The sequence below is a fragment of the Delftia deserti genome, from assembly GCF_042653485.1.
Classification (GTDB): domain Bacteria; phylum Pseudomonadota; class Gammaproteobacteria; order Burkholderiales; family Burkholderiaceae_C; genus Comamonas; species Comamonas acidovorans.
The window spans coordinates 5,668,475-5,695,274 of the sequence record NZ_JBHSIH010000001.1; the positions used below are offsets into that span (position 1 = coordinate 5,668,475).

The 26,800-nt window shown below is 67.5% G+C and carries 23 protein-coding genes; 12 read left to right on the forward strand and 11 right to left on the reverse strand.

The window, feature by feature from the left end; genetic code table 11:
- Positions 1–37 precede the first annotated feature (37 nt).
- The 5 genes from ahpC (at position 38) to ACFPFG_RS26825 (ending at position 6,510) form a co-directional block, all read left to right on the forward strand.
- Entirely contained in the window at positions 38–601 is a 564-nt protein-coding gene (gene ahpC / locus ACFPFG_RS26805; RefSeq protein WP_012206871.1) for an alkyl hydroperoxide reductase subunit C, read from the forward strand.
- 103 nt (positions 602–704) lie between these two features.
- A complete protein-coding gene (gene ahpF, locus ACFPFG_RS26810; RefSeq protein WP_197955529.1) occupies positions 705–2,261 on the forward strand; it encodes an alkyl hydroperoxide reductase subunit F in 1,557 nt (518 codons plus the stop codon).
- 401 nt (positions 2,262–2,662) lie between these two features.
- Entirely contained in the window at positions 2,663–4,924 is a 2,262-nt protein-coding gene (locus tag ACFPFG_RS26815) for a TonB-dependent hemoglobin/transferrin/lactoferrin family receptor (protein WP_380108943.1), read from the forward strand.
- 66 nt (positions 4,925–4,990) lie between these two features.
- Positions 4,991–5,389, forward strand: coding sequence for a hypothetical protein (locus ACFPFG_RS26820; protein ID WP_259649276.1), 399 nt, complete (start codon positions 4,991–4,993; stop codon positions 5,387–5,389).
- The gene (locus ACFPFG_RS26825) at positions 5,386–6,510 is read left to right on the forward strand and encodes a hemin-degrading factor (protein ID WP_197955535.1); all 1,125 of its coding nucleotides are present in this window, start codon (positions 5,386–5,388) and stop codon (positions 6,508–6,510) included. Before ACFPFG_RS26820 ends, ACFPFG_RS26825 begins: the two co-directional genes overlap by 4 nt.
- A 48-nt stretch (positions 6,511–6,558) precedes the next feature.
- On the opposite strand, the gene ACFPFG_RS26830 is transcribed toward ACFPFG_RS26825, so the two are convergent.
- On the reverse strand, positions 6,559–6,840 hold the full coding sequence (locus ACFPFG_RS26830; RefSeq protein ID WP_380108945.1) for a DUF2798 domain-containing protein: 282 nt from the start codon (positions 6,838–6,840) through the stop codon (positions 6,559–6,561).
- Positions 6,841–6,984: 144 nt separating this feature from the next.
- Here ACFPFG_RS26830 and ACFPFG_RS26835 point away from each other — a divergent pair, with 144 nt between their 5' ends.
- Positions 6,985–7,929, forward strand: a complete 945-nt coding sequence (locus ACFPFG_RS26835) for a LysR family transcriptional regulator (protein WP_380108947.1) — start codon at positions 6,985–6,987, stop codon at positions 7,927–7,929.
- A 15-nt stretch (positions 7,930–7,944) separates the two neighbouring features.
- On the opposite strand, the gene ppsR is transcribed toward ACFPFG_RS26835, so the two are convergent.
- A complete protein-coding gene (gene ppsR, locus ACFPFG_RS26840) occupies positions 7,945–8,766 on the reverse strand; it encodes a posphoenolpyruvate synthetase regulatory kinase/phosphorylase PpsR (protein WP_012206864.1) in 822 nt (273 codons plus the stop codon).
- Between the two features lie 209 nt (positions 8,767–8,975).
- On the opposite strand from ppsR, the gene ppsA reads away from it, so the two are divergent.
- The 4 genes from ppsA (at position 8,976) to ACFPFG_RS26860 (ending at position 14,558) form a co-directional block, all read left to right on the forward strand.
- Positions 8,976–11,366 (forward strand): phosphoenolpyruvate synthase, encoded by a 2,391-nt coding sequence (gene ppsA / locus ACFPFG_RS26845; RefSeq protein WP_183020880.1) that lies wholly within the window; start codon positions 8,976–8,978, stop codon positions 11,364–11,366.
- Positions 11,367–11,383: 17 nt separating this feature from the next.
- Positions 11,384–11,764, forward strand: coding sequence for a DUF4212 domain-containing protein (locus ACFPFG_RS26850; RefSeq protein ID WP_012206862.1), 381 nt, complete (start codon positions 11,384–11,386; stop codon positions 11,762–11,764).
- The gene (locus ACFPFG_RS26855) at positions 11,757–13,847 is read left to right on the forward strand and encodes a VC_2705 family sodium/solute symporter (protein ID WP_312373154.1); all 2,091 of its coding nucleotides are present in this window, start codon (positions 11,757–11,759) and stop codon (positions 13,845–13,847) included. The genes ACFPFG_RS26850 and ACFPFG_RS26855 overlap by 8 nt, the downstream gene beginning before the upstream one ends.
- 186 nt (positions 13,848–14,033) lie before the next feature.
- Positions 14,034–14,558, forward strand: a complete 525-nt coding sequence (locus tag ACFPFG_RS26860; RefSeq protein WP_183020878.1) for a hypothetical protein — start codon at positions 14,034–14,036, stop codon at positions 14,556–14,558.
- Positions 14,559–14,664: 106 nt separating this feature from the next.
- Here ACFPFG_RS26860 and ACFPFG_RS26865 read toward each other — a convergent pair whose 3' ends face one another.
- From ACFPFG_RS26865 to ACFPFG_RS26905, 9 genes are all read right to left on the reverse strand, one after another.
- Complete coding sequence (locus ACFPFG_RS26865) at positions 14,665–15,018, reverse strand: FKBP-type peptidyl-prolyl cis-trans isomerase (protein WP_012206859.1); 354 nt, start codon at positions 15,016–15,018, stop codon at positions 14,665–14,667.
- 108 nt (positions 15,019–15,126) lie between these two features.
- On the reverse strand, positions 15,127–15,432 hold the full coding sequence (locus ACFPFG_RS26870) for a winged helix-turn-helix transcriptional regulator (protein WP_012206858.1): 306 nt from the start codon (positions 15,430–15,432) through the stop codon (positions 15,127–15,129).
- A 220-nt stretch (positions 15,433–15,652) separates the two neighbouring features.
- A complete protein-coding gene (locus ACFPFG_RS26875) occupies positions 15,653–16,726 on the reverse strand; it encodes a Bug family tripartite tricarboxylate transporter substrate binding protein (RefSeq protein WP_183020877.1) in 1,074 nt (357 codons plus the stop codon).
- 138 nt (positions 16,727–16,864) lie between these two features.
- Positions 16,865–19,426 (reverse strand): TonB-dependent siderophore receptor, encoded by a 2,562-nt coding sequence (locus tag ACFPFG_RS26880; RefSeq protein WP_380108952.1) that lies wholly within the window; start codon positions 19,424–19,426, stop codon positions 16,865–16,867.
- Positions 19,427–19,553: 127 nt separating this feature from the next.
- Entirely contained in the window at positions 19,554–20,567 is a 1,014-nt protein-coding gene (locus ACFPFG_RS26885; protein WP_183020875.1) for a DUF4880 domain-containing protein, read from the reverse strand.
- A 4-nt stretch (positions 20,568–20,571) separates the two neighbouring features.
- A complete protein-coding gene (locus ACFPFG_RS26890) occupies positions 20,572–21,123 on the reverse strand; it encodes a sigma-70 family RNA polymerase sigma factor (RefSeq protein WP_183020874.1) in 552 nt (183 codons plus the stop codon).
- Positions 21,124–21,189: 66 nt separating this feature from the next.
- On the reverse strand, positions 21,190–23,706 hold the full coding sequence (locus ACFPFG_RS26895) for a TonB-dependent siderophore receptor (protein ID WP_380108955.1): 2,517 nt from the start codon (positions 23,704–23,706) through the stop codon (positions 21,190–21,192).
- A gap of 126 nt (positions 23,707–23,832) precedes the next feature.
- Positions 23,833–24,864, reverse strand: a complete 1,032-nt coding sequence (locus ACFPFG_RS26900; RefSeq protein ID WP_380108957.1) for a FecR domain-containing protein — start codon at positions 24,862–24,864, stop codon at positions 23,833–23,835.
- Positions 24,861–25,412, reverse strand: coding sequence for a sigma-70 family RNA polymerase sigma factor (locus ACFPFG_RS26905; RefSeq protein WP_183020871.1), 552 nt, complete (start codon positions 25,410–25,412; stop codon positions 24,861–24,863). Before ACFPFG_RS26905 ends, ACFPFG_RS26900 begins: the two co-directional genes overlap by 4 nt.
- A gap of 190 nt (positions 25,413–25,602) precedes the next feature.
- Here ACFPFG_RS26905 and ACFPFG_RS26910 point away from each other — a divergent pair, with 190 nt between their 5' ends.
- The gene (locus tag ACFPFG_RS26910) at positions 25,603–26,241 is read left to right on the forward strand and encodes a PepSY-associated TM helix domain-containing protein (RefSeq protein ID WP_380108959.1); all 639 of its coding nucleotides are present in this window, start codon (positions 25,603–25,605) and stop codon (positions 26,239–26,241) included.
- Between the two features lie 20 nt (positions 26,242–26,261).
- Positions 26,262–26,789, forward strand: a complete 528-nt coding sequence (locus ACFPFG_RS26915; RefSeq protein WP_183020869.1) for a DUF2271 domain-containing protein — start codon at positions 26,262–26,264, stop codon at positions 26,787–26,789.
- Positions 26,790–26,800: the final 11 nt, after the last annotated feature.

A 26,800-nucleotide genomic window follows, 5' to 3' on the forward strand; every position in this document is an offset into this window, starting at 1 on the left:
GTCCTGTGTTCACTCACCAACCACAAAGGAAACAGCAATGTCCGTGATCAACACCCAAATCAAGCCCTTCAAGACGCAGGCCTTCAAGAACGGCAAGTTCATCGAAGTGACCGAAAAGGACGTCCTGGGCAAGTGGGCCGTGTTCTTCTTCTACCCCGCTGACTTCACCTTCGTGTGCCCCACCGAACTGGGCGACGTGGCCGACCACTACGACGAACTGCAAAAGCTGGGCGTGGAAGTCTTCTCCGTGTCCACCGACACCCACTTCGTGCACAAGGCATGGCACGACACGTCGGACACCATCCGCAAGATCAAGTACACGATGCTGGGCGATCCCACCTGGGAAATCAGCAACAACTTCGAAGTCCTGCGTCCCGGCCAGGGCCTGGCTGACCGTGGCACCTTCATCGTCGACCCCGATGGCGTGATCCAGGCCGTGGAAATCACCGCCGAAGGCATTGGCCGCAACGCCGTCGATCTGCTGCGCAAGGTCAAGGCTGCCCAGTACGTCCGCAACCACCCCGGTGAAGTCTGCCCCGCCAAGTGGGAAGAAGGCGACAAGACCCTGGCTCCCTCGCTCGACCTGGTCGGCAAGATCTAAGCGGTACACCGCTTCCTGTTCACAGTTGAACTGTTGAAGACGCCCGGGTGCCTGGCGCCCGGGCTTTTTTTTCCGAAAATTCGTATTTCCCTAGGAGTCCGACATGCTTGACAACAACCTGAAAGCCCAATTGCAGGCCTACCTGGAGCGCCTGCAGCGTCCGGTGGAGCTGGTGGCTTCGCTGGATGACAGCCAGGGTGCGCGCGAGCTGAAGGAACTGCTGCTGGAAATCCGCGAGCTGAGCGACAAGATCACCGTCGTCGAGCACAACGACGCCGAGGTGCGCAAGCCCTCGTTCCTGATCACCAATCCCGGCGTGGACAGCGGCGTGCGTTTCGCAGGCGTCCCCCTGGGCCATGAGTTCACCTCGCTGGTGCTGGCCCTGCTGCAGGTCGGCGGCCATCCGTCCAAGGAATCGGCCGAGCTGCTGGAGCAGGTGCGCAATATCGATGTGCCGCTGCACTTCGAGACCTATTACTCGCTGTCCTGCCACAACTGCCCGGACGTGGTGCAGGCGCTGAACCTGATGTCCGTGCTCAATCCCAAGATCAGCCACACCGCCATCGACGGCGGGCTGTTCCAGAAGGAGGTCGAGCAGCGCGAAGTCATGGGCGTGCCCACCGTCTTCGTCAACGGCCAGCGCTTCGGCCAGGGCCGCATGGAGCTGGCCGAGATCGTGGCCAAGGTCGACACCGGCGCCGCTTCGCGTGAAGCGGCCAAGATTTCCGCCAAGGACGCCTTCGATGTGCTGATCGTCGGTGGTGGCCCCGCCGGCGCGGCCGCTGCCATCTATGCGGCGCGCAAGGGCATCCGCACCGGCATTGCCGCCGAGCGCTTCGGTGGCCAGGTGCTGGACACCGTGGACATCGAGAACTTCATCTCGGTCTCCAAGACCGAAGGCCCGCAACTGGCCGCCGCCATGGAGCGCCATGTGCGCGACTATGAGGTGGACATCATGAACCTGCAGACGGCGTCCAAACTGATCCCGGCCGCCACGGAAGGCGGGCTGATCGAGGTGCAGACCGCCTCGGGCGCCAGCCTCAAGGCCAAGACCGTCATCCTCTCGACCGGCGCGCGCTGGCGCAACATGAACGTGCCGGGCGAGGACAAGTACCGCACCAAGGGCGTGACCTACTGCCCGCACTGCGACGGCCCGCTGTTCAAGGGCAAGAATGTGGCCGTGATCGGCGGCGGCAACTCGGGCGTGGAAGCGGCCATCGACCTGGCCGGCATCGTGCGCAGCGTGACGCTGCTGGAGTTCGCCGGCGAACTCAAGGCCGATGCCGTGCTGCAGAAGAAGCTCAAGAGCCTGCCCAATGTGACCGTCATCCTCAACGCCCAGACCACCGAGGTCAACGGCGATGGCAAGAAGGTCACCGGCCTGACCTACAAGGACCGCACGACGGAAGAGGTCAAGACCGTGGCGCTGGAAGGCATCTTCGTGCAGATCGGCCTGCTGCCCAACACCGACTGGCTCAAGGGCACGGTGGAGCTGACGCGCTTCGGCGAGATCGTGATCGACGCCAAGGGCCACACCAGCGTGCCCGGCGTGTTCGGCGCAGGCGACTGCACCAACGTGCCGTACAAGCAGATCATCATCGCTGCCGGCGCCGGCTCCACCGCCGCGCTGTCGGCCTTCGACCACCTGATCCGCCACTGACCAGCCGCTGACCAGCCGCTGTTGCGCCATGGCGCGGAGCAGGCCATGGAAAGGGCCCGGATGCCAAGGCATCCGGGCCCTTTTTTCATTGCCCGGCCAGGGGTAGAAGACCTTGCGCGGCAAGGGGAGTGCGGGCTCCATTTTTCATGCCTGCGGCTCCAGGCGCGGGCCTTGTCGCTGCGCGTGTCGTACCGATGGCTGCCTGGCGGCACGCGGCGCCAGCAGGGTTTGTTCCGGGTTCCATGCGCCAAGTCAAACCAATAAATGAGAACTATTCGCATATAATTTTTCTTCATCCAGCCAGCACATGACGCGCCAACGGCTGGCGGGCCATCCGCCAGCTGCTGCAACCAGAAGCCAGCTCTCGCAAATCCATGTCGATCAGAGAGAGGGTTTCTGGAATGGCTGACATCTTCGCGACGCAACCACGCGCCTTGCTGGCGCGCCGTCCACTGGCCGCAGCCTGTGCGCTGCTGTGTGCCTCCATCGCCGTGGCACAGGAGCCGGGGCAGGCCGCCGCAGACGCCGACACGCAATTGCTGGCGCAGGCCGCGTCCGGGGCACGGAGCCGTGCCCCGGCCCTCAAGGAGATGGTGATCAGCGCCTCGCGCGAGGTGCAGGACCCCGACATCCTGCCCATGAGCATCGACGTGATCGACGCCGGCCGCATGGAACGCGAGCAGGCCAGCGACATCCGCGAGATGGTCAACCTGCTGCCCAATGTGGAGGTGCCGCGTGCCCCGGCCCGCTTCTCGCTGGCGGCCTCTCCGGCCGGGCGCGACCAGAACAGCGGCTTCAACATCCGTGGCCTGGATGGCAACCGCGTGCTCATGCTGGTCGATGGCGTGCGCCTGCCGCGCAGCTACAGCTTCAGCGCCAACAGCTTCGGCCGCGACTACCTGGACCTGGGCCTGGTGCAGCGCGTGGAAATCCTGCGCGGCTCCACGCCCGCGCTCTATGGCTCGGACGGCATGGGCGGCCTGGTCAACTTCGTGACCGTGCAGCCGGACGATCTGCTGGGCAAGGACAAGCGCATCGCCGGCCGCGTGGCTGCCGGCCATGACGGCTCGGACAACGGCCGCAAGCTGGGCGCCACCGTGGCGGGCCGTGCCAGCCCCGAATGGGCATGGCTGCTGTCGGCGGGCCTGGGCCGTTCGCACGCGCTGGAGAACATGGGCACGAACAACGTGACGGGGGCTGCGCGCACCACGCCCAATCCCGAGAAAGACCGCAGCGAGTCGCTGATGGGCCGCCTGGTCTTCACGCCCAGTGCCGTGCAAAAGCATGTCTTCACCTTCGAGAACGTGGACAAGCGTGCCGACTACGCCCTGCTGTCCGCGCGCTCGGCCACCGTGGCCAACTCGGATTCGCGTACCGACATGAAGCGCTGGCGGGCCAGCTGGCAGGGCCAGTGGCAGCAGCTGGGCACGGCGCTGGCCGACGAACTGCAGCTGATGGCCAGCTACCAGAAGTCCGACGCGCGCGAATTCGTCACCGAGACGCGCATCGGCCTGCCCTACCGCGAGCGCGACGTGACCTATGACGAGGACGCGATCCAGCTGCACGCCCAGGCCAGCCGCCTGCTGCGCTGGAGTTCCTCGGCCAGCGGCAAGTTCACCTACGGGCTGGACTACCTCCGCAACAAGGTGGTCAACGAGCAAAACGGCATCACGCCGCCCGTGGGCGAGAGCTTCCCGCTCAAGCGCTTCCCCGACACCACCGAAAGCGCCACCGCCCTGTTCGCCCAGGCCGAACTGCACAACGGCCCCTGGAGCGTGACCCCGGGCCTGCGCGCCGAGCACTACAGCATCAAGCCCCGGCAGAACGGTTTTCTGCCCACCGTGGTCAGCAACTCCGACTCCGCGCTCTCGCCCAAGCTGGGCGTCATGCTGCAGGCCAGCCCGGCCTGGTCCGTCTATGGCAACTACGCGGCAGGTTTCCGGGCGCCCAATGCCGGCCAGATCAACGCCTTCTTCGAGAACCCGGTGGCGTTCTACCGCAACATCCCCAACCCCGACCTGCGGCCCGAAAAGAGCCAGACCTTCGAGCTGGGCCTGCGCGGGCGCATGGACAGGCTGCGCATGGATGCGGCCGTGTTCACTGGGCGCTACAAGGACTTCATCGTCGACCAGCAACTGGTCTCGGGCCAGCCCGGCAACGCGGCCAACCCCGCCATCTACCAGTCCATCAACGTGGGCCGCGCCCGCATCAGCGGCTTCGAACTCAAGGCCGACTACGACTGGGGCCGCTGGGCCGGTGGCGACTGGCAGACGCGCCTGGCCTACGGCTATACCGATGGCAAGGACACGCAGTCCGACAAGCCGCTGGACACCATCTCGCCCCAGCAAATTGTGCTGGGCGTGCGCTACGAGCACTCTGCCGTGGGCGTGCAGTTCAACGTCTCGCACTGGAGCGGCAAGATGGCCGGCGACGTGTCCAACGGCAGCGCCGCCTGGCTCAGCCCCTCGGCCACCGTGGCCGACCTGAGCGCCCAGTGGCGCATACGCCCCGACCTGCGCCTGAACGCAGGCATCTACAACCTGACCGACAAGAAGTACTGGCGCTGGGCCGATGTGCGTGGCCTGGCTGCCAGCACGGCGATTGCCGACGCCTACAGCCAGCCCGGCCGCCATGTGCGGGTGTCGATGGTCAAGGATTTCTGAAGCATGCGCCTGGGGCGCGGGCGCATGCATGTGCAACGCTGCCAACTGAAACGCAAGGAGAACCCCATGCATCCATCCAAGAGTGAGAACCTTGCCCAGGACGAGGAATACCTGCTGCCCGAGAACGAGGCCGCGCTGGCTGCCACGCTGGCCCTGATGACCGGCTTCGGCCACGGCTGCTGCGACACCCATAGGCCGGCCATGGCCGCCCGGGTGGCCGAGCAGCTCGAAAACCTGGCCTGCGCGGGCGGCTTGTCCCACGACATGCGCGCCCTGCTGGGGCGGCTGCAGCAACGCTGGCAGGCGGTGGCCGATGCGGGCGCGCCGTCGCGCTCGCACCGCGCCGTGCCCGAGGCCGGAGTGCCCCTGCCCGGAGCCCATGCAGCCGATTTAGCCCATGCAGCCCATGCAGCCCAGCCGGTGCCCCATGCGCTCTGGCACGCACCGCTGGACACCCTGCAATGAGCAGCGCCGTCCACGATGCCGAGGAGGGCGGACGCCTGATTCCCGTCGATGCCCCCGCAGTCCGCCAGCGCTTTGCGCGGGCGCGCCAGGATGGCCTGCGCGCCAAGGAGGCCGCCGATTCCCTGGGCCTGCCGGAAGGCGCCGCCATTGCCGCGCATGCGGGCCAGCATGAGGGCAACCTCCAGGCCGTGCCGCTGCGCGCCGAATGGCTGGCCATCCTGAAGGGCTTGCAGGACTGCGGCCCCGTGATGGCGCTGACGCGCAACGAGTCCGCGGTCCACGAAAAGACCGGGGTCTACCAGAAGCTTTCGGCCAACGGCGGCGTGGGTCTTGCCCTGGGCCGCGACATCGACCTGCGAATGTTCTTTGCCCAATGGCATGCCGGCTATGCCGTGACCGAACAGGCTGCCCAGGCCGGCAGGCCGGCCATGCGCAGCCTGCAGTTCTTCAATGCGCAGGGCCGTGCCGTGCACAAGGTCCATGCGCGCGAGTCCACCGACCTGCAGGCGTGGGAGGCGCTGGTGCAGCGTTTCGCCGAGCCCAGCGCTGGTTACCTGTTCCGCCATGCTCGCCCGCGTGCGCTGCCGCAGGCCGACGAGGCCATCGACGTGCCCGGCCTGAGCACTGCCTGGGCCGTCATGCAGGACACGCATGAATTCTTCGACCTGCTGCGCCGGTTTGGCGCCGAGCGCCAGCAGGCCTTCCGCCTGGTGCCCGGCCACTGCGCGCGGCTGGCGCCCGAGTCCGTGGCCCAGTTGCTGGGCGATGCGGCCGTGGACGGCCTGCCCATCATGGTCTTCGTGGACAGCGGCGGCTGCATCCAGATCCACACCGGCCCCGTGCACAACATCCAGCCCATGGACACGCCCGGCGGCGCACAGTGGATCAATGTGATGGACCCGGGTTTCAACCTGCATCTGCGCTGCGACCTGATCGCCAGCGTCTGGGCCGTGCAAAAGCCCACGGCCGATGGCGTGGTCACCTCGGTCGAGGCCTTCGATGCCCGGGGCGACCTGATGGCCATGTTCTTTGGCGAGCGCAAGCCGGGCCGGGCCGAGCTGCCCGGCTGGCGCGAACTGGTGGCGGGCCTGCCGCGCCTGGCAGCGCAGGCGCTGGCCTGAGCGCACCCAGGCCCTGAAAACAAAGATCCAGCCCAGCGCCCGGCCGCATCAGGGATGCACGGTGGCGGCCACCAGCTTGCCCACCAGCGGACGCACCACCATCACGCAGACAAAGGCCACGGGCATGGCCAGCACATAGGCCTGTATCACGCGCTGCAGATAGTCGGCGCCCAGGCCGCTGCTGGCGCCGACGATGGCGCAGCACATCAGAAACGCCATGATTGCCGACATGTAGAAGGCAAAGACGATGGGAGCGAAGCGGCGGTGCAGCTTGCGGCGGCTCGGCGCTGATGGGGTTGCGGGAGCGATGGAGGCAGAGGTATCTGGCATGAAGGCAGGTCCGGTCGGGCCGCTCGTCGATTCGGCGCGGCAAGTGCGCAACTGTAGGCAAGGCCCGGGCCGCCGTGTAGAGGGCCGCAGCTTGGTGTACTCGTAAGCTATATTGATGAATTGATTTTTCATCCATAGGTTTTTGTGCCTAATCTGCGCTCCATCGAAACCTTCGTCAAAGCCCTTGAAGGCGGCTCCATTGCCTCGGCCGCGCGCCAGCTGGGCATTTCTCCGGCGGCGGCCAGCCAGAACATCGCCCGGCTGGAGCGCGAGCTGGGGACGCGGCTGATCACTCGCACCACGCGTTCCATGGCGTTGACCGAGGCGGGCGAGCGCTATCTGGCGCGCGTGGGCCCCGTGCTGCAGGAGCTGGAAAAAGCGCAGTCCGACCTCTCCCAGCTGCACGGCCAGTTGCAGGGCCGGCTGCGCATCGCCTGCATGGCAGCCTTTGGCCGCCATGTGCTGGCGCCGCTGCTGCCGGCCTTTGCCGCCCAGCATCCCCGGCTGGAGCTGGAATTGCTGGTGGTGGATCGGCAGGTGGATGTGCTCAAGGAGGACGTGGACATCAGCGTGCGTTACCGCGATGTGCTGGAGCCCGGCATGGCCGTGCGCCAACTGGCGGCCGTGCCGCGCGTGCTGTGCGCCTCGCCGGCCTACCTGCAGGCCCACGGCAGGCCGCAGGCCGCGCAGGACCTGCTCGGCCATGCCTGCCTGCTGTACCGGCGCGAGGCCGATGGCCGTTTCATGCGCTGGCCGTTTTCGCGCGATGGCAAGCGCGTGGACCCGCAGCTGCGCGTGACCGCCATCGCCAGCGACGTGGATGCCCTGACCGAGATGGCCGTGGCCGGGGGCGGCATTGTCTGGATCGGCAGCTTCATCGCCCACCGCTACATGCGCGAGGGGCTGCTGCAGCCGCTGGCCCTGTGCCCGGCGCGCAAGGGGCAGCTGCATTTCGAGGACACCACGCTGGATTTCTTCGCCTGCTTTCGCGATCGCCAGTACGTGCCGACCAAGGTGCGTGCCCTGGTGGACTACCTGGTCGAGACGCTGCCGCAGCAGCCCATGCTGCGCTGGAACGTCCCGGCCTGAGCAGCGCAGGGGAGGCTAGTGCCCCAGGTGCTGGGGCAGCACCTCCTGCAGGATGGTGGTGGCGATTTCCTCGATGGACTTGGTCGTGCTCGACAGCCACGGTATGCCGCTGCGGCGCATCATGGATTCGGCCTCGGCCACCTCGTAGCGGCAATTGACGAGGCTGGCGTACTTGGAGTCGGGCCGGCGTTCGTTGCGGATGCTGGACAGGCGCTGCGGATCGATGGTCAGGCCGAACAGCTTCTTGCGCGAGGGCACCAGGGCGGGCGGCAGCTGCTTGCGCTCGAAATCCTCGGGGATCAGCGGGTAGTTGGCCACCTTGAGGCCGAACTGCATGGCCAGGTACAGGCTGGTGGGGGTCTTGCCGCTGCGCGAGACGCCGACCAGGATCACGTCGGCGCCCGTCAGGTCCTGGTGGGTCTGGCCGTCGTCATGGGCCAGCGTGTAGTTGATGGCCTCCATGCGCTCCAGGTATTCCTTGCTCTCGCTGATGTCGGCGAAGCGGCCCACGCGGTGCAGCGATTTCTGGCCCAGCTCCAGCTCCAGCGGCCGCACGAAGGTGCCGAACATGTCGAACACCTTGCCCTTGCACTGGCTCTCGATCAGGTCGAGCATGTCCTGGTTGACCAGGGTGGTGAAGACGATGGGCTTGTGGCTTTCCGACTCGGCCACATGGTTGATCTGGCGCACGGCCTGGTGGACCTTGTCCATGGTATCCACGAAGGGGATGCGGACCAGGCGCGACTTGGTGTCGAACTGGGCCATGATGGCCGTGCCGAAGGTCTCGGCTGTAATGCCAGTGCCATCGGAGATGACGAAGATGGTGTGGGTGTGCATGGTGGTCGGACTCTGGACAGGGGGGCTGCCGTCGGTTCACGGCAAACGCCTACAATGGCGCCCATTATTCCCAATTTCCCATCCATGCTCGCTGCCGGCCTCCAACCAGAACAGCAAAGCCTCGCGCATGCCTGCGTGGGTGGATCGACCGTGCCCGGCTTTGGCAGCCGGGGCGGCGCACGACGGTTTTCAACTTCTGGAGCTTTCCCATGTCTCAACTGTTCGAGGCCACCGCCCTCGTCGTTCCGTTTGAACAACTGAGGATGACCGATGTCGAGTCCGTAGGCGGCAAGAACGCCTCGCTCGGCGAAATGATCTCGCAGCTGCCGCAGGGCGTGCGCGTTCCCACGGGCTTTGCCACCACGGCCCACGCCTTCCGCCAGTTCCTGGCCCATGACGGCCTGGCCGACAAGATCAGCGCCAAGCTGGCCGCCCTGGATGTGGAAGATGTCCGCGCCCTGGCCCAGGTCGGTGCCGAAATCCGTGCCCTGGTCGAGAACCAGCCCTTCCCGGCCGATCTGGAGCAGGCCATCCGCGAGGAATTCGTGCGCCTGCAAGGTGGCAACGAGGCGGCCTCGTTCGCCGTGCGCTCCTCGGCCACGGCCGAAGACCTGCCCGACGCCTCGTTCGCAGGCCAGCAGGAAACCTTCCTGAACGTGGTGGGCATCGAGTCGGTGCTGCACAAGATGAAGGAAGTCTTCGCCTCGCTGTACAACGACCGCGCCATCTCCTACCGCGTGCACAAGGGCTTTGCCCACGACGTGGTGGCCCTGTCGGCCGGCGTGCAGCGCATGGTGCGCTCCGACCTGGGCGCGGCCGGCGTGATGTTCACCATCGACACCGAATCGGGCTTCGAGGAAGTCGTCTTCATCACCTCCAGCTACGGCCTGGGCGAGACCGTGGTGCAGGGCGCCGTCAATCCTGACGAGTTCTATGTGCACAAGCCCATGCTCAAGGCCGGCAAGAAGGCCCTGATCCGCCGCAACCTGGGCTCCAAGCTGATCCAGATGGTCTTTGCCTCGCCCGAGGAAAAGGCCGCCAGCGGCCGCCTGGTCAAGACCACCGACGTGGCCCATGAGCTGCGCAACCGCTACTCGCTTTCCGATGAGGACGTGCAGCAGCTGGCCCACTATGCCCTGGTCATCGAGCAGCACTATGGCCGCCCCATGGACATCGAGTGGGGCAAGGACGGCACGGACGGCCAGCTCTACATCCTGCAGGCCCGCCCCGAGACCGTGAAGAGCCAGGCCAAGGGCCAGGCCGAGCAGCGCTACGCGCTCAAGGGCACGGGCAATGTGCTGGCCGAAGGCCGCGCCATTGGCCAGAAGATCGGCACGGGCCCCGTGCGCCTGGTCAATGACATCGCCAACATGGACCAGGTCCAGCCCGGCGATGTGCTGGTGACCGACATGACCGATCCCAACTGGGAGCCGGTGATGAAGCGCGCCTCGGCCATCGTCACCAACCGTGGCGGCCGTACCTGCCACGCGGCCATCATTGCGCGCGAACTGGGCATTCCGGCCGTGGTCGGCTGCGGCAACGCCACCGACCTGCTCAAGGACGGCACCCTGGTCACCGTGAGCTGCGCCGAAGGCGATACCGGCAAGATCTATGACGGCCTGATCGAGACCGAGGTCACCGAGGTGCAGCGTGGCGAGATGCCCGCCATCAAGACCAAGATCATGATGAACGTGGGCAACCCCCAGCTGGCCTTCGACTTCGCCCAGCTGCCCAACGAGGGTGTGGGCCTGGCCCGCCTGGAGTTCATCATCAACAACAACATCGGCGTGCACCCCAAGGCCATCCTGGACTACCCGGCCGTCGATGCCGACCTCAAGAAGGCCGTCGAGTCCGTGGCCCGCGGCCATGCCTCGCCGCGCGCCTTCTACGTGGACAAGGTCGCCGAAGGCGTGGCAACGATCGCCGCGGCCTTCTGGCCCAAGCCCGTCATCGTGCGCATGTCGGACTTCAAGTCCAACGAGTACCGCAAGCTCATCGGCGGCAGCCGCTACGAGCCCGAGGAAGAGAACCCCATGCTGGGCTTCCGTGGCGCCGCGCGCTACATCTCCGAGGACTTCGGCGAGGCCTTCCGCATGGAGTGCGAGGCACTGCGCCGCGTGCGCGAGGACATGGGCCTGACCAACGTGCAGATCATGATCCCCTTCGTGCGCACGCTCAAGCAGGCCGAGCGCGTCACCCAGCTGCTGGCGGCCAACGGCCTCAAGCGCGGCGACAACGAACTCAAGCTCATCATGATGTGCGAGGTGCCCTCCAACGCCATCCTGGCCGACGAGTTCCTCGAGTTCTTCGACGGCTTCTCCATCGGCTCCAACGACCTGACCCAGCTGACGCTGGGCCTGGACCGCGACTCCGGCCTGGAGCTGCTGGCTGCCGACTTCGACGAGCGCGACCCGGCCGTGCGCAAGATGCTGTCGCGCGCCATCAAGGCCTGCCTGGACCAGGGCAAGTACGTGGGCATCTGCGGTCAGGGCCCTTCGGACCACCCGGACTTCGCCCAATGGCTGGCTGACGAAGGCATTGCCTCCATCTCGCTGAACCCCGACAGCGTGGTCGCCACCTGGCAGCGCCTGGCGCAGTAAGGGCTGGCAGCGTCGCCATGCATACGCCTAAAGCGCACTTGCATGACGACGCGGTCGGGGGACCGTCCGAAGGCGAGACCTTCGCCCCCGACCTGCACGACATCCGCCATCTGTGGCTCAAGGCCGTGCTGTTCGCGGTCTGGGTCGCCGTATCCTTTGGCGCCTGCTACTACGCACGCGACCTGCAGGCGCTGATGCCCGACTGGCCGCTGGCCTACTGGTTCGCGGCCCAGGGGGCAGTCCTGATGTTCCTGGCCATCGTCATCGTCTATTGTCTGTCCATGGACCATTTCGAGCGCCGCGAGGCCCGGGCCGCTTTTGCGACGGCACCGGCTCCCGCATCCCCATCGGCCGATACGCAACCGTCCGCACCGCCATCGCCTCCCGGCCATGGCTGAGCGCGCACCGCTGACGGCGGCCTCCCACTGGCGGCTGCACCGCATCGTGGCCCTGTACACGCTTGGTGTACTGGGCTTTCTGGCCCTCATGTTCTGGGCCGAGCAGCAAGGCCTGTCCCGCCACTGGATAGGCCCCATCTTCCTGTTCTTCACCGTCATGGTCTACGCGGCCATCGGCGTGTACCTGCGCACCAGCGACCCCGAGGAGTACTACGTCGCTGGCCGGCGCATTCCGCCCTTCTACAACGGCATGGCGGCTGCGGCGGACTGGGTCAGCGCGGCCTCGTTCATCAGCCTGTCGGGGGCGCTGTACCTGCAGGGCTTTGCCGGCGTGCCGGGCCAGGCCGGCGGGCTGGCCTACCTGCTGGGCTGGACGGGCGGCTTTTGCCTGGTTGCCATGCTGATCGCGCCGCACCTGCGGGCGATGCAGCTCTACACCATTCCCGATTTCTTCCAGCAGCGCTACGGCGGGCGCTGGCCGCGCGTGATCGCGGCGCTGGCGGCCGTGATCTGCTCGTTCACCTATGTGGTGGCGCAGATCTACGGCGTGGGGCTGATCGCTTCGCGGCTGACGGGCGTGCAGTTCGAGATCGGCATCATGCTGGGCCTGGGGGGCGTGCTGCTGTGCTCGTTCCTGGGCGGCATGCGTGCCATCACCTGGACCCAGGTCGCGCAGTACGTGGTCATCCTGCTGGCCTTTCTGATCCCCGTGTCCTGGCTGGCCTACCGGCAGATGGGCAATCCCGTGGCGCCGCTGGCCTATACGGCCCAGCTCAGCCAGATTGCGGAGATGGAGCAGCGCCTGCTGGACTCGCCGGCCGAGCAGGAGGTGATCGCCGCCTACCGCCTGCGCGCCGAGGTGCTGGAGGACAAGCTCAAGGACGTGGCGCGCGTGCTGGCCGCCGAGCGCCAGGAGCTGGCCGAGCGCATACGTGATCTGCGCACGCGCAGCGGCGATATCGGCGCCATCATGACCGCCAGCCGCGAACTGGCCGCCATGCCGCGCGACGAAGCCGCCGCGCGCGCGCTGTGGACACGCCAGCTGCTGGAAATGCGCGAGCGCGAGAAGCCGCTGGGCGGCATTCCGCTGCACAGCCTGCCATTCGCCGGCAATCCCGACGGATCACCCCAGGAACAGCAGATCTACGAGGACAGCCGGCGCAACTTCCTGGCGCTGATGTTCTGCCTCATGGCCGGCACGGCCGGCCTGCCGCACCTGCTCACGCGCTACTACACGGCGCCCTCGGTGTCGGGGGCGCGGGCTTCGGTGGGCTGGACGCTGTTCTTCATCGGCGTGCTGTACATGAGCGCGCCGGCCCTGGCCGTGCTGGTCAAGTTCGAGGTCATGAACAACCTCGTGGGCATCCGCTTTGATGAGTTGCCCAACTGGATGGCGCAGTGGGCCCGGGTGGATGCCTCCTTGCTGGCCGTGGAGGATGTCAACGGCGACGGCGTGCTGCAGTTCGGCGAAATCCGCATGGGCGCCGACCTCATCATGCTGGCCACGCCCGAGCTGGGCGGCATGCCCTACGTGGTCTCCGGCCTGGTGGCGGCCGGCGGCCTGGCTGCGGCGCTGTCCACGGCCGATGGACTGCTGCTGACCATCAGCAACGCGCTGGTGCGCGACCTGTACTTTCGCGAGCGCCGCCGCCGCGCCTCGCCCGAGCAGCGCGTGATCCTGTCCAAGTTCGCGCTGCTGGTGATGGCGCTGTCGGCCGCCTTCGTGGCCTCGCGCCGTTCCTCGGACATCCTGCCCATGGTCACGGCATCGTTCTCGCTGGCGGCCTCGGCCTTCGTGCCGGCCATGGTGCTGGGCATCTTCTGGCGTGGCACCACGCGCCGGGGCGCCGTGGCCGGCATGCTGGCCGGGCTGGGCGTCACGCTGTACTACATGGTCTCGCATGTGCCGGCACTGCAGCCCGTGCTGCCCGAAGCGCTGCACGCGCGCCTGTGGTGGGGCATACAGCCGATTTCGTCAGGCGTCTTCGGCGTGCCGGCCGGCCTGCTGGTGACCTGGCTGGTCAGCTGCCTGGACCCGCGCCGCCGGGCGCCGGCGCGTTCCGTGCCCGCAAAAGCGTCCTGACGGCAGAGGCCGCCGGGCGGGAGGACGGCCATTTTCTGTCCCGTTTTTGTGCTTATGGCAGATCTGGATCATTGCCGGCCCCACTGAAGCCCTCGCGTGCTGGAAAACCCGCTTTTGGGAGCCGGAGGCTCATGACACGCTGCGAGCCGTGTCCGATCCGATCCCTTGCAGAGAATCCCGTCCGCCATGCATTTTGTGAAAACGTCCGCCGGCCAACAGGCATTCAAGGAACGCCATGCCGATCTCTCGCCCCGGTTGCGCTCGGCCTTTTTGCTGTTTGACGGGCAACGCAGCCTGGCGCAGGTGCTGCAGGCCGTCGCCGGAATGGGCGTGACTCAGGACGAGATCCTGGCGCTGGTGGAGCGCGAATGGCTGGCTCCGCGCGACGCGGCCGAGCCCCGGCTGGGCGTGGTGGCCGTTGCGGTGCCGTCGGTCCCTGCCGCGCCTGCTGCAGCGGCTTTGTCCACCGATTCCGCTGGCGAGGCCCCCGCGCAGTCCGAGCCTTCGCTGGCCGCGCGCTATCGCAGCGCCTATCCGCTGGCCGTGGCCATCACGGCCAACCTGGGCCTGAAGGGGTTCCGGCTCAACCTTGCCGTGGAAGCGGCCATGGGCTACGACCAGCTGGTGGCACTGGCGCCGCGCCTGCGCGAGGCGGCCAGCCCCGCCAGCTACCTGCCGCTGCACGAGGCGCTGTTCGGCAAGGCACCTTGAACGAGGAATGGCCCCCACGCGCCCCGAGAGGGCTTGGGCGGCCCGGCAATGAAAAAGGGCAAGGCGCCTTCGCACCTTGCCCTTGCATGAACCTGTGGGTGCAGGCTCAGACGGCCAGCAGCTCCACGTCGAACTTCAGCGTGGCGTTGGGGGGGATCACGCCGCCGGCGCCGCGGGCGCCATAGCCCAGCTCGGCCGGGATGATCAGGGTGCGCTGGCCGCCCACCTTCATGCCTTGCACACCTTCGTCCCAGCCCTTGATCACCATGCCGCCGCCCAGGGGGAAGACGAAGGGATCGTTGCGGTCCTTGCTGGAGTCGAACTTGGCGCCCTGCACGCCGTTGTTGTAGAGCCAGCCCGTGTAGTGCACGGTCACGCTGCGGCCGCGCTGGGCTTCGGCGCCGTCGCCCACGACGGTGTCTTCATACTGCAGGCCGGATGCGGTGGTGGTGAAAGCCATGGTGGTATTCCTTGAGAGAGAAACGGTAGGGGAAAGGAGACGACCCGGCGGGCCGGATGCCCTGCGCGGGAAGAGGCCGTGGCGCCTGGTGCCGCGCCCGGCCTGACATCACTTCTTGGCGCGCGCGGCCACCCAGCGGTTGGCAAAGGCCTGCACATCGGACAGGCGCTTGAGCAGGTCCTGGCCGGCCAGCGTCACGGTGTAGCCGTCGGAACCATGCTCCAGCAGCCCGCACTCGCGCAACTCCTTGATGCGGGTGTTCAGCGTGTTGGGCGTGATGCCGCCCACGCTGTCTTGCAGCAGTCGAAAGGTCTGAGGATGGCCGTCACGCAACGCCCACAGCACGCGCAACGCGTAGCGGCATTCGAGTTTCTCGAACAGCTGGTTGATGGCGGCGTTTTCCTTGGAGCTCATGACGCTTCTCCTTGCGCAATGGTGTGGGTGGGCCGGCGGGTGCGTCCGGGTGTAACGCGCGCCGAGCCAAGTCCCGGGGAACTATAGCTCTGGATCCATTTTGCTACAAGTTTGGTAGCTCAAAATCCACAGCGGCAATGCCCCACGCTAGAGGAATACGCGTATGACCAAGCCAGTGTTGCAGGCCCGCCACGTAGCCTGCCCGCTGCGCGGCGGTTTCTCAGCTCTTGAGTTTGAGCAGATAGGTCATCACGCTGGCGGTGGTGTGCTCCAGCTCCAGAAAGCCGCTGAAATCGCGGCCCGCCAGCCAGGAAGGCTCCCAGCGGTTCTGGCGCAGGGCTCGCTGCCAGCTCTCGTGCTGGGTGGCCTGCTCCACGGCGCCAAGCAGGGCCTGGGCACGTGCGGCGCTGACCTGCTTGCCGGTGAAGACGGCGCGCCAGTTGGCCATGTCCGCATCCAGCCCCTGCTCGCGGAACGAGGGCAGGCCGAACAGGCTGCGGCGCGAGGACACGCCGATGGCGCGCAGCTTGCCGCTGGCCAGCGCCTCGCCGAACTCGCTGTAGCCGGACACGCCCATGCGCGCATCGCCATTGAGCAGGGCCTCCACCACCTGGGCGCCGCCCGGAAACGGCTTGTAGACCAGTTGCTCGGGCGCAGCCTTGGCCGCTCGCGTGAGCAGGCCGGCGAACATGTGGTCCACGCCGCCCGCCGAGCCGCCTGCAAACGACTGGTGGGCCAGGTCGCTGCGCAGCGCAGCCACCAGGTCCTTGGCATTGCGGATGGGGGAATCGGCCGGCACGGCCACGACCAGGTAGTCGCTGGTCAGGCGGGCAATCGGCTGCACATGCGACATGTTGACGGCCGGCTTTTGCAGTGCCACCGCGCCGACCATGACCATGCCACCGATCAGCAGCGCATCGGAGTCCTTGCCATGGCGCTCGGCAAACTGGGCCAGGCCGATGGTGCCTCCCTTGCCGCCCAGGTTTTCATACTCCACGCGCTCGGCTGCGCCGCTGGCCACCAGGGCTGCGCCCAATGCGCGGCCGGTCTGGTCCCAGCCGCCGCCGGCATTGGCTGGAATGACGATGCGCAGGCTGCTCGCCACGCGCTGGGCGCCACCAGCGGCGCGCGGCGCATGGGCTGCAGGCGCTGCAGCGGGCGGCGCGGCATGCGCCAGCGGAGAGCACAGCATGGCCAGGGCAGCGCCCTGGGCCAGCATCTGGCGGCGGCTCGGGCGCGTGCCGTCAGCGGTGGGGGTGGCGTCGGCGGTTTGCGAAAAGCTCGGAAGGCGCATGCAGTCTCCAATCGGGTTCGCGCGCCATTGTGGGCGCAAATGAATCAGAAAAGCAGATTATGTAAGCATATGCGTCAGCAACTTGACACAACACGGTAGCGCGCAGTTCGACCCAGCCCAGCCAAAGGCCTGTCCGGATCAGAACCTGCCGCGCAGCGTCAGCGCCATGCTGCGCGGCTCGCCGTAGTAGTTGCCCGACACCGAGGTGCCCACGGTGCGGTAGTAGGTCTTGTCCAGCACATTGTTGAGGTGGGCGACGAGCGTCCAGCGCGGATCGATCTTGTACTCGGCCATGAGATTCCAGACCGCATAGCCGCCCTGCGTGTACTTGTAGGGGACGCTGGGGCCGTCGTACCTGGCGGTGGCGTCGTTCCACGTGGCGGCCGTGCCCGAGACATATTGCCGGCTCTGCACGGTGGCGCCTGCCCCCAGCTTCCATGGCGACGCCTGGCCCGGCAGCTGCCAGGTGCCCCAGAGCTTGAGCAGGTGCCGGGGCGTGATCGTGCTGAACGCGGTGTTGCTCGCCCGGTTGCGGTTGTGGTTGTAGGTATAGCCGGCATGGAGATTGACGCCGCGCGCCAGCTCGCCGCTGACCTCCATGTCCAGGCCTTGGCTGAGCACCTTGCCGCTGGACACATAGCAGCACTGCCCCGAGCGCCAGGTGATGCCCTGCAGCGGATAGCCGGGGTCCAGCACGGCCTGATCGTTCTGCTCGGTGCGGTACAGGGCAAACGCAGTGTTGAGCCTGCCTTCCAGCAGCTCGCCCTTCACGCCCAGTTCGGCCGTGGAGCCATGCATGGGTTCCAGGCCCGTGCCGGGTGCGGGGCCGGCCTTGTATTCGGCCTGGGGCTTGAAGATTTCGGCATAGCTGGCATAGGCCGTCCATTGGGCGTTCAGGTCGTGGACCAGCCCGGCAAAGGGCACGGCCTTGGTGGGCTCGGAATAGCCCGTGGTTTCCTGCCCGGCCCAGGCGCCGGAAGCCTCGCGCTCGCGGTAGGCCGCGCTGTACTTGTAGCGGTTGAAGCGCGCACCCACGATGAGCTTGGTGCTCTCGGTCAGCTCCATGCGCAGCGTGCTGTAGAGGCCATACTGCTTTTGCCCGTAAGGGCCATAGCTGCGCAGCGGATCGGTGTTCAGCTGTGGCTCGGGCCAGGGCGTTGCGCCCGGATTGAAGACGTCCAGGGGGCGGCCTATGGGATTTGTGCGGTAGCTGTAGTCGTACTGGCGGCTGTTGATGTCCTGCATGTCCGAGCCCACCAGCAGCTCGTGCGTGCGGCCCAGCAGCTTGAAGGCGCCGCTGAGGTTCACGTCCAGCAGGTTCTGGCGGTTCCAGTACTCGGTGGGAATGCCCAGCCAGCGCGTGCCCTGGCCGGTCAGCGGGTCCACGGCCACGGCGCCGAAGGCGGCCTTGGTCATGCCGTGCTGGCGCGCCTGGGTGGCGTTGGCGCGCAGCGTCCATTGGGGAGCCAGGCGCCAGGTGAGCTTGGCGAAGGCTTCTCTGGAGTAGCCTTCCATATGGGCCCAGTCCGTGGTCAGGCCGGTGTTGCGCGGCAGGCCCAGGTCGGCGCCGTTGCTGTAGCGCGGCAGGCCCGCGCCGTTGCCTTTCTCGTGCAGGCGCTGGTCGCGCAGGCCCAGGGCCAGCGTGGCGGCGGGACCGATATCGGTCTCTAGCACGCCGTAGAAGAAGGGCTTCTCGCTGGAGCGCCGGTCCGTGAAGTAGTTGCGCTTTTCATAGGCCACGATGGTGCGGCCGCGCAGCTTGCCGTCAAAGGCCAGCGGGCCGGAGGCATCGAATTCCGTGCGGTAGTTGTCCCAGCGGCCTGCGCTGGCCGTGAAGCTGAACTGCGGCGTGGCCGTGGGCATCTTGCGCACCAGGTTGACGGCACCGCCCGGGTTGCCCGTGCCGTTGAGCAGGCCGGCCGCGCCGCGCAGCAGCTCGATGCGGTCGTACTCGGCCAGGTCATAGGCCACGTTGGCATACAGGCCCGTGTCCATGGGCGCGCCGCCGTCCAGCTGGATGCTGTTGATCTGGAAGCCGCGCGAATAGATGTTGGGCAGGCGGTAGTTGTTGTCGGTCACCGTGATGCCCACGGCCTGTTCGGCAGCCTTGCCCAGGTCGGTGATGTTCTGGTCGTCCAGCCGCTGCCGCGTGAGCACGGCCACCGACTGCGGCATTTCGCGCATGGCCTGTGCGGTCTTGCCCACGGTGATGGCATCACTGGTGTAGGAGCCCGTGCCCTCGGTCTCTCCCAGGCGCCGGGCGGAGACACGCACTTCGCGCAGCGTGTAGTCGGCGGCCGCGTCCTCGCTCGTGTCGCTGGACACCGAGGCCGCAGGGCGCCGCATCAGGGTCAGCGCACCGCTGCCCGAGCGGACCAGGTCCAGCCCGCTGCCGGCCAGGGCTGCGCGCGCGGCCCGCTCGGGCGTGTAGCTGCCGCGCACGGCTGGCGCCGTGATGCTGCGCACCAGCTCCGCATCGATGGATACCGGCTGTCCGCTCTCGGCCGCAATGCGGGTGAGCGTCTGTCCCAGGGGCTGGGAGGGAATGTCGTAGGCCTGCGGGGCCGGACTGGTCTGGGCCCATGCGGACTGTGGTGAGTGGACGGCAGCGCCCAGCAGGGCGAGGGTGGCGGCCACGACCGTGGGCTGCAGGTTGAGCACGGGTCGTATGTGGTGTGCGCGATGGAGTGTTGCTTGCATGGCAGAGGTTGGCGGATGGCAGATGAGGGGCAGGCCTGCCCATGCAGGCCCTCATCCCTCATGTGCAACGAGCGGTGAAAAGCGTCAGTGGTGGCGAGAAAAATGTTCGCCAGGCCCGACGTCCGCCTCAGGCCCGCTCCACCCGCACCAGCCAGCCCGCCGAATGCACATGCACGGCCACGGGCAGCGTGTCCCCGATGATGGCCAGGGCGCGGTCGCTGTCGTCCAGAGGGTAGATGCCGTGCACGCGCAGGCGGGCCGCTTCGTCCGAGATGCGCAGCAGGCCGGCTCGGTAGGGGCGAAGCGCTGCAACCACCTCGCCCAGCGGGCGGTCGTTGACCACCAGCCGCCCCTGCTGCCAGCTGGCGGCTGTGGCATCGGCCGCTGCAGGCGTGATGCCAGCAGGCGACAGCCATGCCGCTTGGCCTGTGTCCAACGGCTGCTGTGCTCCGCCCACGCTGACCAGCACCAGCTGCCCCTGCAGGGCGACGGCCAGACTGCGATCGTCCTGCTGGCGCAGCAACAGGCGCGCGCCCTGCGTTCCTGCCGCCACCTGCACATGGCCGTGACGGCAATGCACGCTGAACGGGCGCAGCGCATCCGGCTGCACGCTGGCAATGCATTCGCCGCTGCGCAGGCGCAGGCTGCGCGAGCCGGCGCTGTATTCCAGGTCCACGGCCGAGCGGGCATTCAGCAGCAACTGGCTGCCATCGGCCAGCTCGAAGCTGCGGCGCTCACCCGTGCCGGTGCGCAGGTCGGCCAGCATGTCCTGCAGCGGCGTGAAGCGCTGCGCGACCAGGGCCGTGGCCGTGCCCACTCCGCCCACGGCCAGGGCGCCGCGCAGCAGGCGCCTGCGCTGCAGCGCGCTGCTGCGTGCCGACGACAGCGCCTGTGCCAGCGCATCCGCATGGCCCGGTGCACGCTGGTTGAAGGCGCGCGCTGCGGCAAAGGCTCCGTCCACGGGTGCGGCCAGGCGCTGCCATGCCAGGCGATGCGCGGGATGGAGGTTCAGCCAGTCGTCAAAGGCGCTGCGCTCGGCTGCCGTGGCCTCGCCGGAGCGCAGCAGCACCAGCCAGTCGATGGCCTCGTCGGTCGCGTTGCCGGGGGCGTTGGCGGGAGCTTGGGGGAGGGCGTTGTCCATGGGCTCAGCCTTGCTCGTCCAGCGCCCGTGCGCAGGCCTGCCAGCCCTGGACCATATATTTGCGCACCATGCTGGCGGACACGCCCAGCTGCTTGCCGATCTCGGCATAGGTCATGGCGTCGAGCTGGCTCATGAGAAAGGCGCGCTGCGCCTTGTCCGGCAGGCCGTCGAGGGCGCGCGCTATGCCTTGCAGCGATTCGAGCAGCAGGGCGCGTTCTTCGGGTGAGGGCGCCACGGCCTGCGGCAGGTGGGTGATGGCGTCGAGATAGGCGCGCTCCAGATCGCGGCGTCGCCAGAAGTCGAACAGCACGCGCTTGGCGATGGTGGTCAGAAAGGCGCGTGGCGTGCCCACGCCGCTCAGGTCGGGCTGGGCCACCACGCGCACAAAGGTCTCCGAGGCCAGGTCCTCGGCATCTGCACGGTTGCTCAGCCGCTGGTGCAGGCGACCCAGCAGCCAGGGATGGTGGTCGGTGAAGAAGGCCTGGGCCAGCGGGCGTTCGGGCGAGGCCGCCGCCGTGGCGGCGCTGCCGTTGCCGGCAGGCAGGGAAGGCGACATGGATGGAGAGATTGGAGGAATGAGAATTATTCCTATTCTAGTGACTCCATCCATGCGCTTTCACACTCAGAAGTCGTAACGCATGCTCACGTTGACGCTGCGTGGCGCGCCCCAGGTGTAGTACAGGCCCTGGGCATTGAAGTTGGTCACGCCAGAGAAGTAGTGCTTGTCGAACAGGTTGTTGACGTTGGCCGCGATGCTGAGGTGGCGGTTGATCTGGTAGCGCGCCATCAGGTCCATCACCCAGTAGGCATCCTGGCGCAGCGTGGCGGCGCCGCGGCTGGTGGAGATGGCGCTCTGCCAGCGCGCGGCGCCACCCACGGTCAGGCCGGACAGCGCGCCCTGCGCGAAGCGGTAGGTGGTGCCCAGCTTGAACTGGTGGCGCGGGCTGGTGGCGGCGTTGTCCAGATTGCTGTTGATGGTCACGTAGCTGCCCTGGGCCTGCCAGCCCTTGGCCAGCTCGCCCGACAGTTCCAGTTCGAAGCCGCGCCTGCGCGCGCCCTGGACCGCGCGGTAGGCCGTGTCGCCATTGGGCATGAGCCCGTCTTCCACGGCCGTGTTGTCGGTGCGCATCCAGAAATGGGCGACGCTGGCGTTCAAACGCTTGTCGAAGAATTCGCCCTTGGCGCCGATCTCGTAGGTCAGGCCCTCCTCGGGCGGCAGGGTGCGTTCCTGCAGATCCTTGGCGCTTTGCGCCTTGAAGATGCTGGCGTAGCTGCCATACAGCGAGATGTTCGGGCTGACGTCATACACCAGGCCCGCATAGGGCGTGACCACGCCATGCTCGCGCATGTTGTAGTTGTACCAGCTGATGTCGGTCACATCCTTCTGGTCGTAGTTGGTCACGCGCAGGCCGGCGATCAGCTTCAGCGGATCGGCCAGATTGAGGCGTGCCGCGCTGTAGAGATAGCTGCGCTTGTTGCTGAACAGGTCGTTGGAATAGGGGATGTTGTCCGCCGGCGCCGGGATGGCTGCGCCGCCCTGGCTGAAGTCCACCTGCGGCAGGTCCACGCCGGGGCGCGCGCCGCGCAGCAGCGTGGTGCGGTTGCGTGCGGCGCCCGCGCCCACCAGCAACTCATGCTGGCGGCCGAACAGCGTGAACGGGCCCTGCACGTCGATGCTGATGTTCTGGTTGCGGGACTCGATGTCCTTGTAGGCCGCGAACTGGGCCGAGCTGGGCAGGGCGTAGCGCAGCAGGCCGATCTGCATGTCGGGCGTCTTCACCTCTTCATGCGACATCTGCAGCTTGGCCTTCCAGCCGCTGGCAAAGCGGTGCTCCAGGCGCGCGAAGCTGTTGAGCGACTCCTGCTCGTAGCCCGACCAGGGCGCGGCGATGTTCAGCGAGCGCGGCATCCAGCCGACGAACTGGTCGGCGCCCGTGTAGCCCTGGATGGGCGTGGTGCCGCCCGAGCCGCGCAGCTCGCGCTGGCGGTAGGTGATGCCGGCGCTCAGCAGGGTGTCGGGGGTGAGGTCGTATTCCAGCGTGCCGTACAGCATGGAGCTGTTGCTGTGCTGGTGGTCGCGGAAGCTGTCGCCGCTCTTGCGCGAGGCCACCAGGCGGCCGCGCAGGCTGCCTTCCTGGTTCAGCGGGCCGGCAATGTCGGCATCGGCACGGTAGGTGCCCCAGCTGCCCGCGCTGGCCATTGCGCTGGCCTGGAAGTCGCGCGTGGGGCGCTTGCGGATCAGGTTGACCGTGGCTCCGTAGGCGCCGTCGCCATTGATAAGGCCCGACGAGCCCTTGAGCACTTCAACGCGGTCGATCTCGGCCAGATCGTCCAGCGAGTACATGATGTGCGTGTTCCAGCCCCAGCCATTGGTGAGCTGGCGGCTGCCATCGGTCTGCAGGTTGACGCTGGAGCCGCGCACGTTGAAGGTGGTCATCTCGCTCTGGCGGACCACGGCCACGCCGGGCGTCTGCTCCAGCAGGTCGGTCAGCGTCTCCAGCTTGAAGTCGTCCATGCGCTGGCGCGTCATCACGCTCACCGACTGCGGCGTCTCGCGCAGCGACAGGCCCAGGCCCGTGGCCGTGCTGCTGGGCCCGGTCGCGGTGTAGGCGCCCGTGCCTTCCGTGGCGCTGCCGACCTCGGCCTTGGCGGTGACGCGCACCTCGCCCAGCGTGGTGGCGCCCACGGCTGAGGCGGCAGGCGCTGTCGAGGACGCAGGCGATGCCTGCGAGCGGCGCAGCGTATAGCCGCCGTTGCCCGAGGTCGCGGCCGCCAGGCCCGAGCCCGCCAGCAGGCGGGTCAGCGCCTCGGCCGGCGCATGGCTGCCCTGCAGGCCCGGGCTTTGCAGATCGCGCACCAGCTCGGGCGTATAGGCCAGCAGCACGCCCGAGGCCTTGGCGAAGCGCGTGAGCGCGGCCTCCAGCGGTCCTGCCGGAATGTCGTAGGCCTGGGCGCGCTCGGTACCTGTCTGGGCCTGGGCCTGGGCATGCGCGGGCAAGGGCAGGGCGGACAGGCTGGCCAGTGCGGCGGCCAGGGCCAGGGCCAATGCGGACCGGTGGAACGTGGGCGCAGGCTGCGCGGGGCGGAGGACGCGTGCCGCCGCGGTAGCGAGGCGGCGCTGGTGATGGAGGTCGGACATGTTGATGCGGTCTTTGGATCAGGGAGGAAACATGGCGCCGCAAAGCGCCTCTCCCCTGCTTGTCACGCGAGATGGGAAAAGGTACAGACCGATGTCACCGGGCCGGGTTGTCCCGCCGCCTTCTCTTCATGCCGGACCTATGCGCACCCAGTAGCGCACCGGCACATGGATGCGCACGGGCAGCACCTGTACCAGGGACTGCAGGATGCGGTCCGTATCGGCGAGCGGGAAGACGCCCGACAGGCGCAGCCCGGCCACCTCGGGTGCCAGCGTGATCAGCCCGGGTCGGTAGCGGCGCAGTTCGTCGATGAAGCGGTCCAGGCGCATGTCCGAGGCCACGAGCACGCCTTCGTCCCAGCCCGGCCCCTCGCCGGCCGCGCCGGCCGGCAGGGCCAGCGTGGCACTGAGCCTTGCGGCTTCGCCGCTGTCGACGCGCAGCAACTCGCCCGCGCGGCTGCGGGCCTCGACCGCGCCCTCGAAAACGGCCACGCGCGTATCCGCAGTCTCCATGTCATGGCGCACCGTGAAACGCGTGCCCAGGGCGCGCAGCCTGCCCGCGGGCGTGTCCACCACAAAGGGGCGCGCAGGCTGGGCCGTGTCATGGGCGGTGGTGACCATCAGCTCGCCGCGCAACAGCAGCACGCGGCGCAGCCGGTCGTCGAAGGCAAGGTCCACGGACGTCTCGGTGTTGAGCAGCAACTGCGTGCCATCGGGCAACTGCAGGGAGCGCCGCTCGCCCTTGGCGGTGCTGACATCGGCATTCCAGGCCTGCCAGGGCAGGCGCTCATGCGCAGTCCATGCCGCAGCACCTGCGCCGGCCAGGCCAGCGACGCTGGCCAGCAGGCGTCGGCGTGACTGGGCGGTCTTGAGGCTGCGCGCCAGCGTGGCCGTGGCAAGGGGTCCATTGAGGGGACCGCTGTTCGAGCGTGCGTCAGGCAGCCTGAGCCGCGCATTCGTGGCCTCGATGTGCTGCCAGGCCCGCTCATGCAGCGGATGGGCCGCGCGCCAGTCCAGCCATTGCGCGCGTTGCTCCTCTGTGCACTCGCCTGACCACAGCTGCACCAGCCAGTCCACGGCGCTGTGGACCACGTCAGGCGGCAGCGCGGGGCCGATACTATCGGCGCCATGGACGCGCCCGGCAGCGCAGCGCTGTGTCATGCCGCATGTTCCGGGAAGTAGCAATGCCGGATGGCGCGCGCCATGTACTGCTTGACCGAACTGACCGAGACCTGCAGCAGCAACGCGATCTCGGCATAGGCCATGCCGTCCAGCTGGGCGTGCAAAAAGGCCGCACGCACCTTGGGCGGCAGGCCGTCGAGCAGGCGGTCCAGCTCGCACAGCGTCTCCAGCACGATGGCGCGTTCCTCGGGCGAGGGCGCCAGCGGCTCGGGCTGCAGCGCCAGCGTGTCCAGATAGGCACGTTCAATTTCTCGGCGGCGCAGGTGGTTGGCCATCACGCGCTTGGCCACCGTGGTGAGGAAGGCGCGGGGCTCCCGGATCTCGGACAGTTCGGTGCGGGACTCCATCACGCGCACGTAGGTGTCCTGTGCGAAATCTGCCGCATCGCCTGCATGGCCCAGCCGGCGCTGCAGCCAGGTGCGCAGCCAGCCATGGTGCTGCTGGTAGAGATGGGCAAGGGCCTGGTGGGGAGTCACGGCGGGACAGGACACGAAGGGTGAAGAGGGGGCGATGCAAGTGATAAGCATTCTTATTTTACTTTGGGTGATGCTGGCACGGCCTTGGCGTGGCGCACGATTAAGCCGGTAAAGCTTGTGTAAATGCGATCAATTCTTATTTGTGGGCGGTAGAATCCCCGGGCCTATCCCTTCCTGTGCTCCCGTGGCCGCCATCCATGATGGTTGGCGCCGCGTGGCGCTGCCGCCTTTTCCTGTTGCGATGACACCCCCCAAACCGGACCCTCGGCGCCGTTCCTACTGGCTCAAGACACTGCACGAGTGGCATTGGGTCAGCTCCGCGCTGTGCCTGATCGGCATGCTGCTGTTCGCGGTCACGGGGTTCACGCTCAATCACGCGGGGCAGATCGAGTCCAGGCCGCGCATCGTGCGTGGCGAGGCGGCCTTGCCCGATGCGCTGCGCGTGCAACTGGTCCAGCAGCAGGCCAGCCAGTCGCGCGACCGGGCGCCCGTGCCTGCGCCGTTTGCGGACTGGGTGCGCGGCCAGTGGGGCCTCGAGGCCGAGGGCCGCGAGGCCGAATGGACGGCCGACGAACTCTATGTCTCCCTGCCGCGCCCCGGCGGCGATGCCTGGGTGCGCGTTGCCCTGGCCGATGGCGAGGCCGAATACGAGCGCACCGACCGGGGCTGGATCGCCTATCTGAACGACCTGCACAAGGGCCGCAACACGGGCGCCGCCTGGAGCTGGTTCATCGACATCTTTGCCGCAGCCTGCCTGGTGTTCACCGTCACGGGCCTGTTCATCCTGAAGATGCATGCGGGCAACCGCCCCTTCACCTGGCCCATGGTCGGCATGGGGCTGGTGATTCCCATGCTGCTGGCCCTCCTGTTGATCCACTGAGAACCGAAAGAGCCTTGCCAATGAATCCGCACTTCTCTCTGCGCTACACCATGGCGCTTGGCGCCTGCCTGGGCGCGGTCCCGGTCTTTGCCGCCGGCCTGAACGTGGGCGTGGAAATTCCGCGCCTGGATGTCGCCGAATACCACCGCCCCTACGTGGCCGTGTGGATCGAGCGCGCCGACGCCTCGGTGGCCTCCACGCTGTCGGTCTGGTACGACGTGAAGATGCGCAATGCCGAAGGCACGAAGTGGCTCAAGGACATGCGCCAGTGGTGGCGCCGCACGGGCCGTGACCTGACGTTGCCGATCGATGGCATGACCAGCCCCACGCGTCCCGTGGGCAAGCACCAGCTGAGCTTCACCGAAGGCGCCAACCCCTTCGCCAAGCTGCCGCCCGGTGAATACAAGCTTGTGGTCGAGGCCGCGCGCGAAGTCGGCGGCCGCGAAGTGGTCACCGTGCCCTTCAAGTGGCCGGCCGCCAAGGCCGAGCAACTGAGCGCCAAGGGCAGCAGCGAGCTGGGCGAGATTTCGCTCGAACTCAAGCCTTGAAATTGAAACCC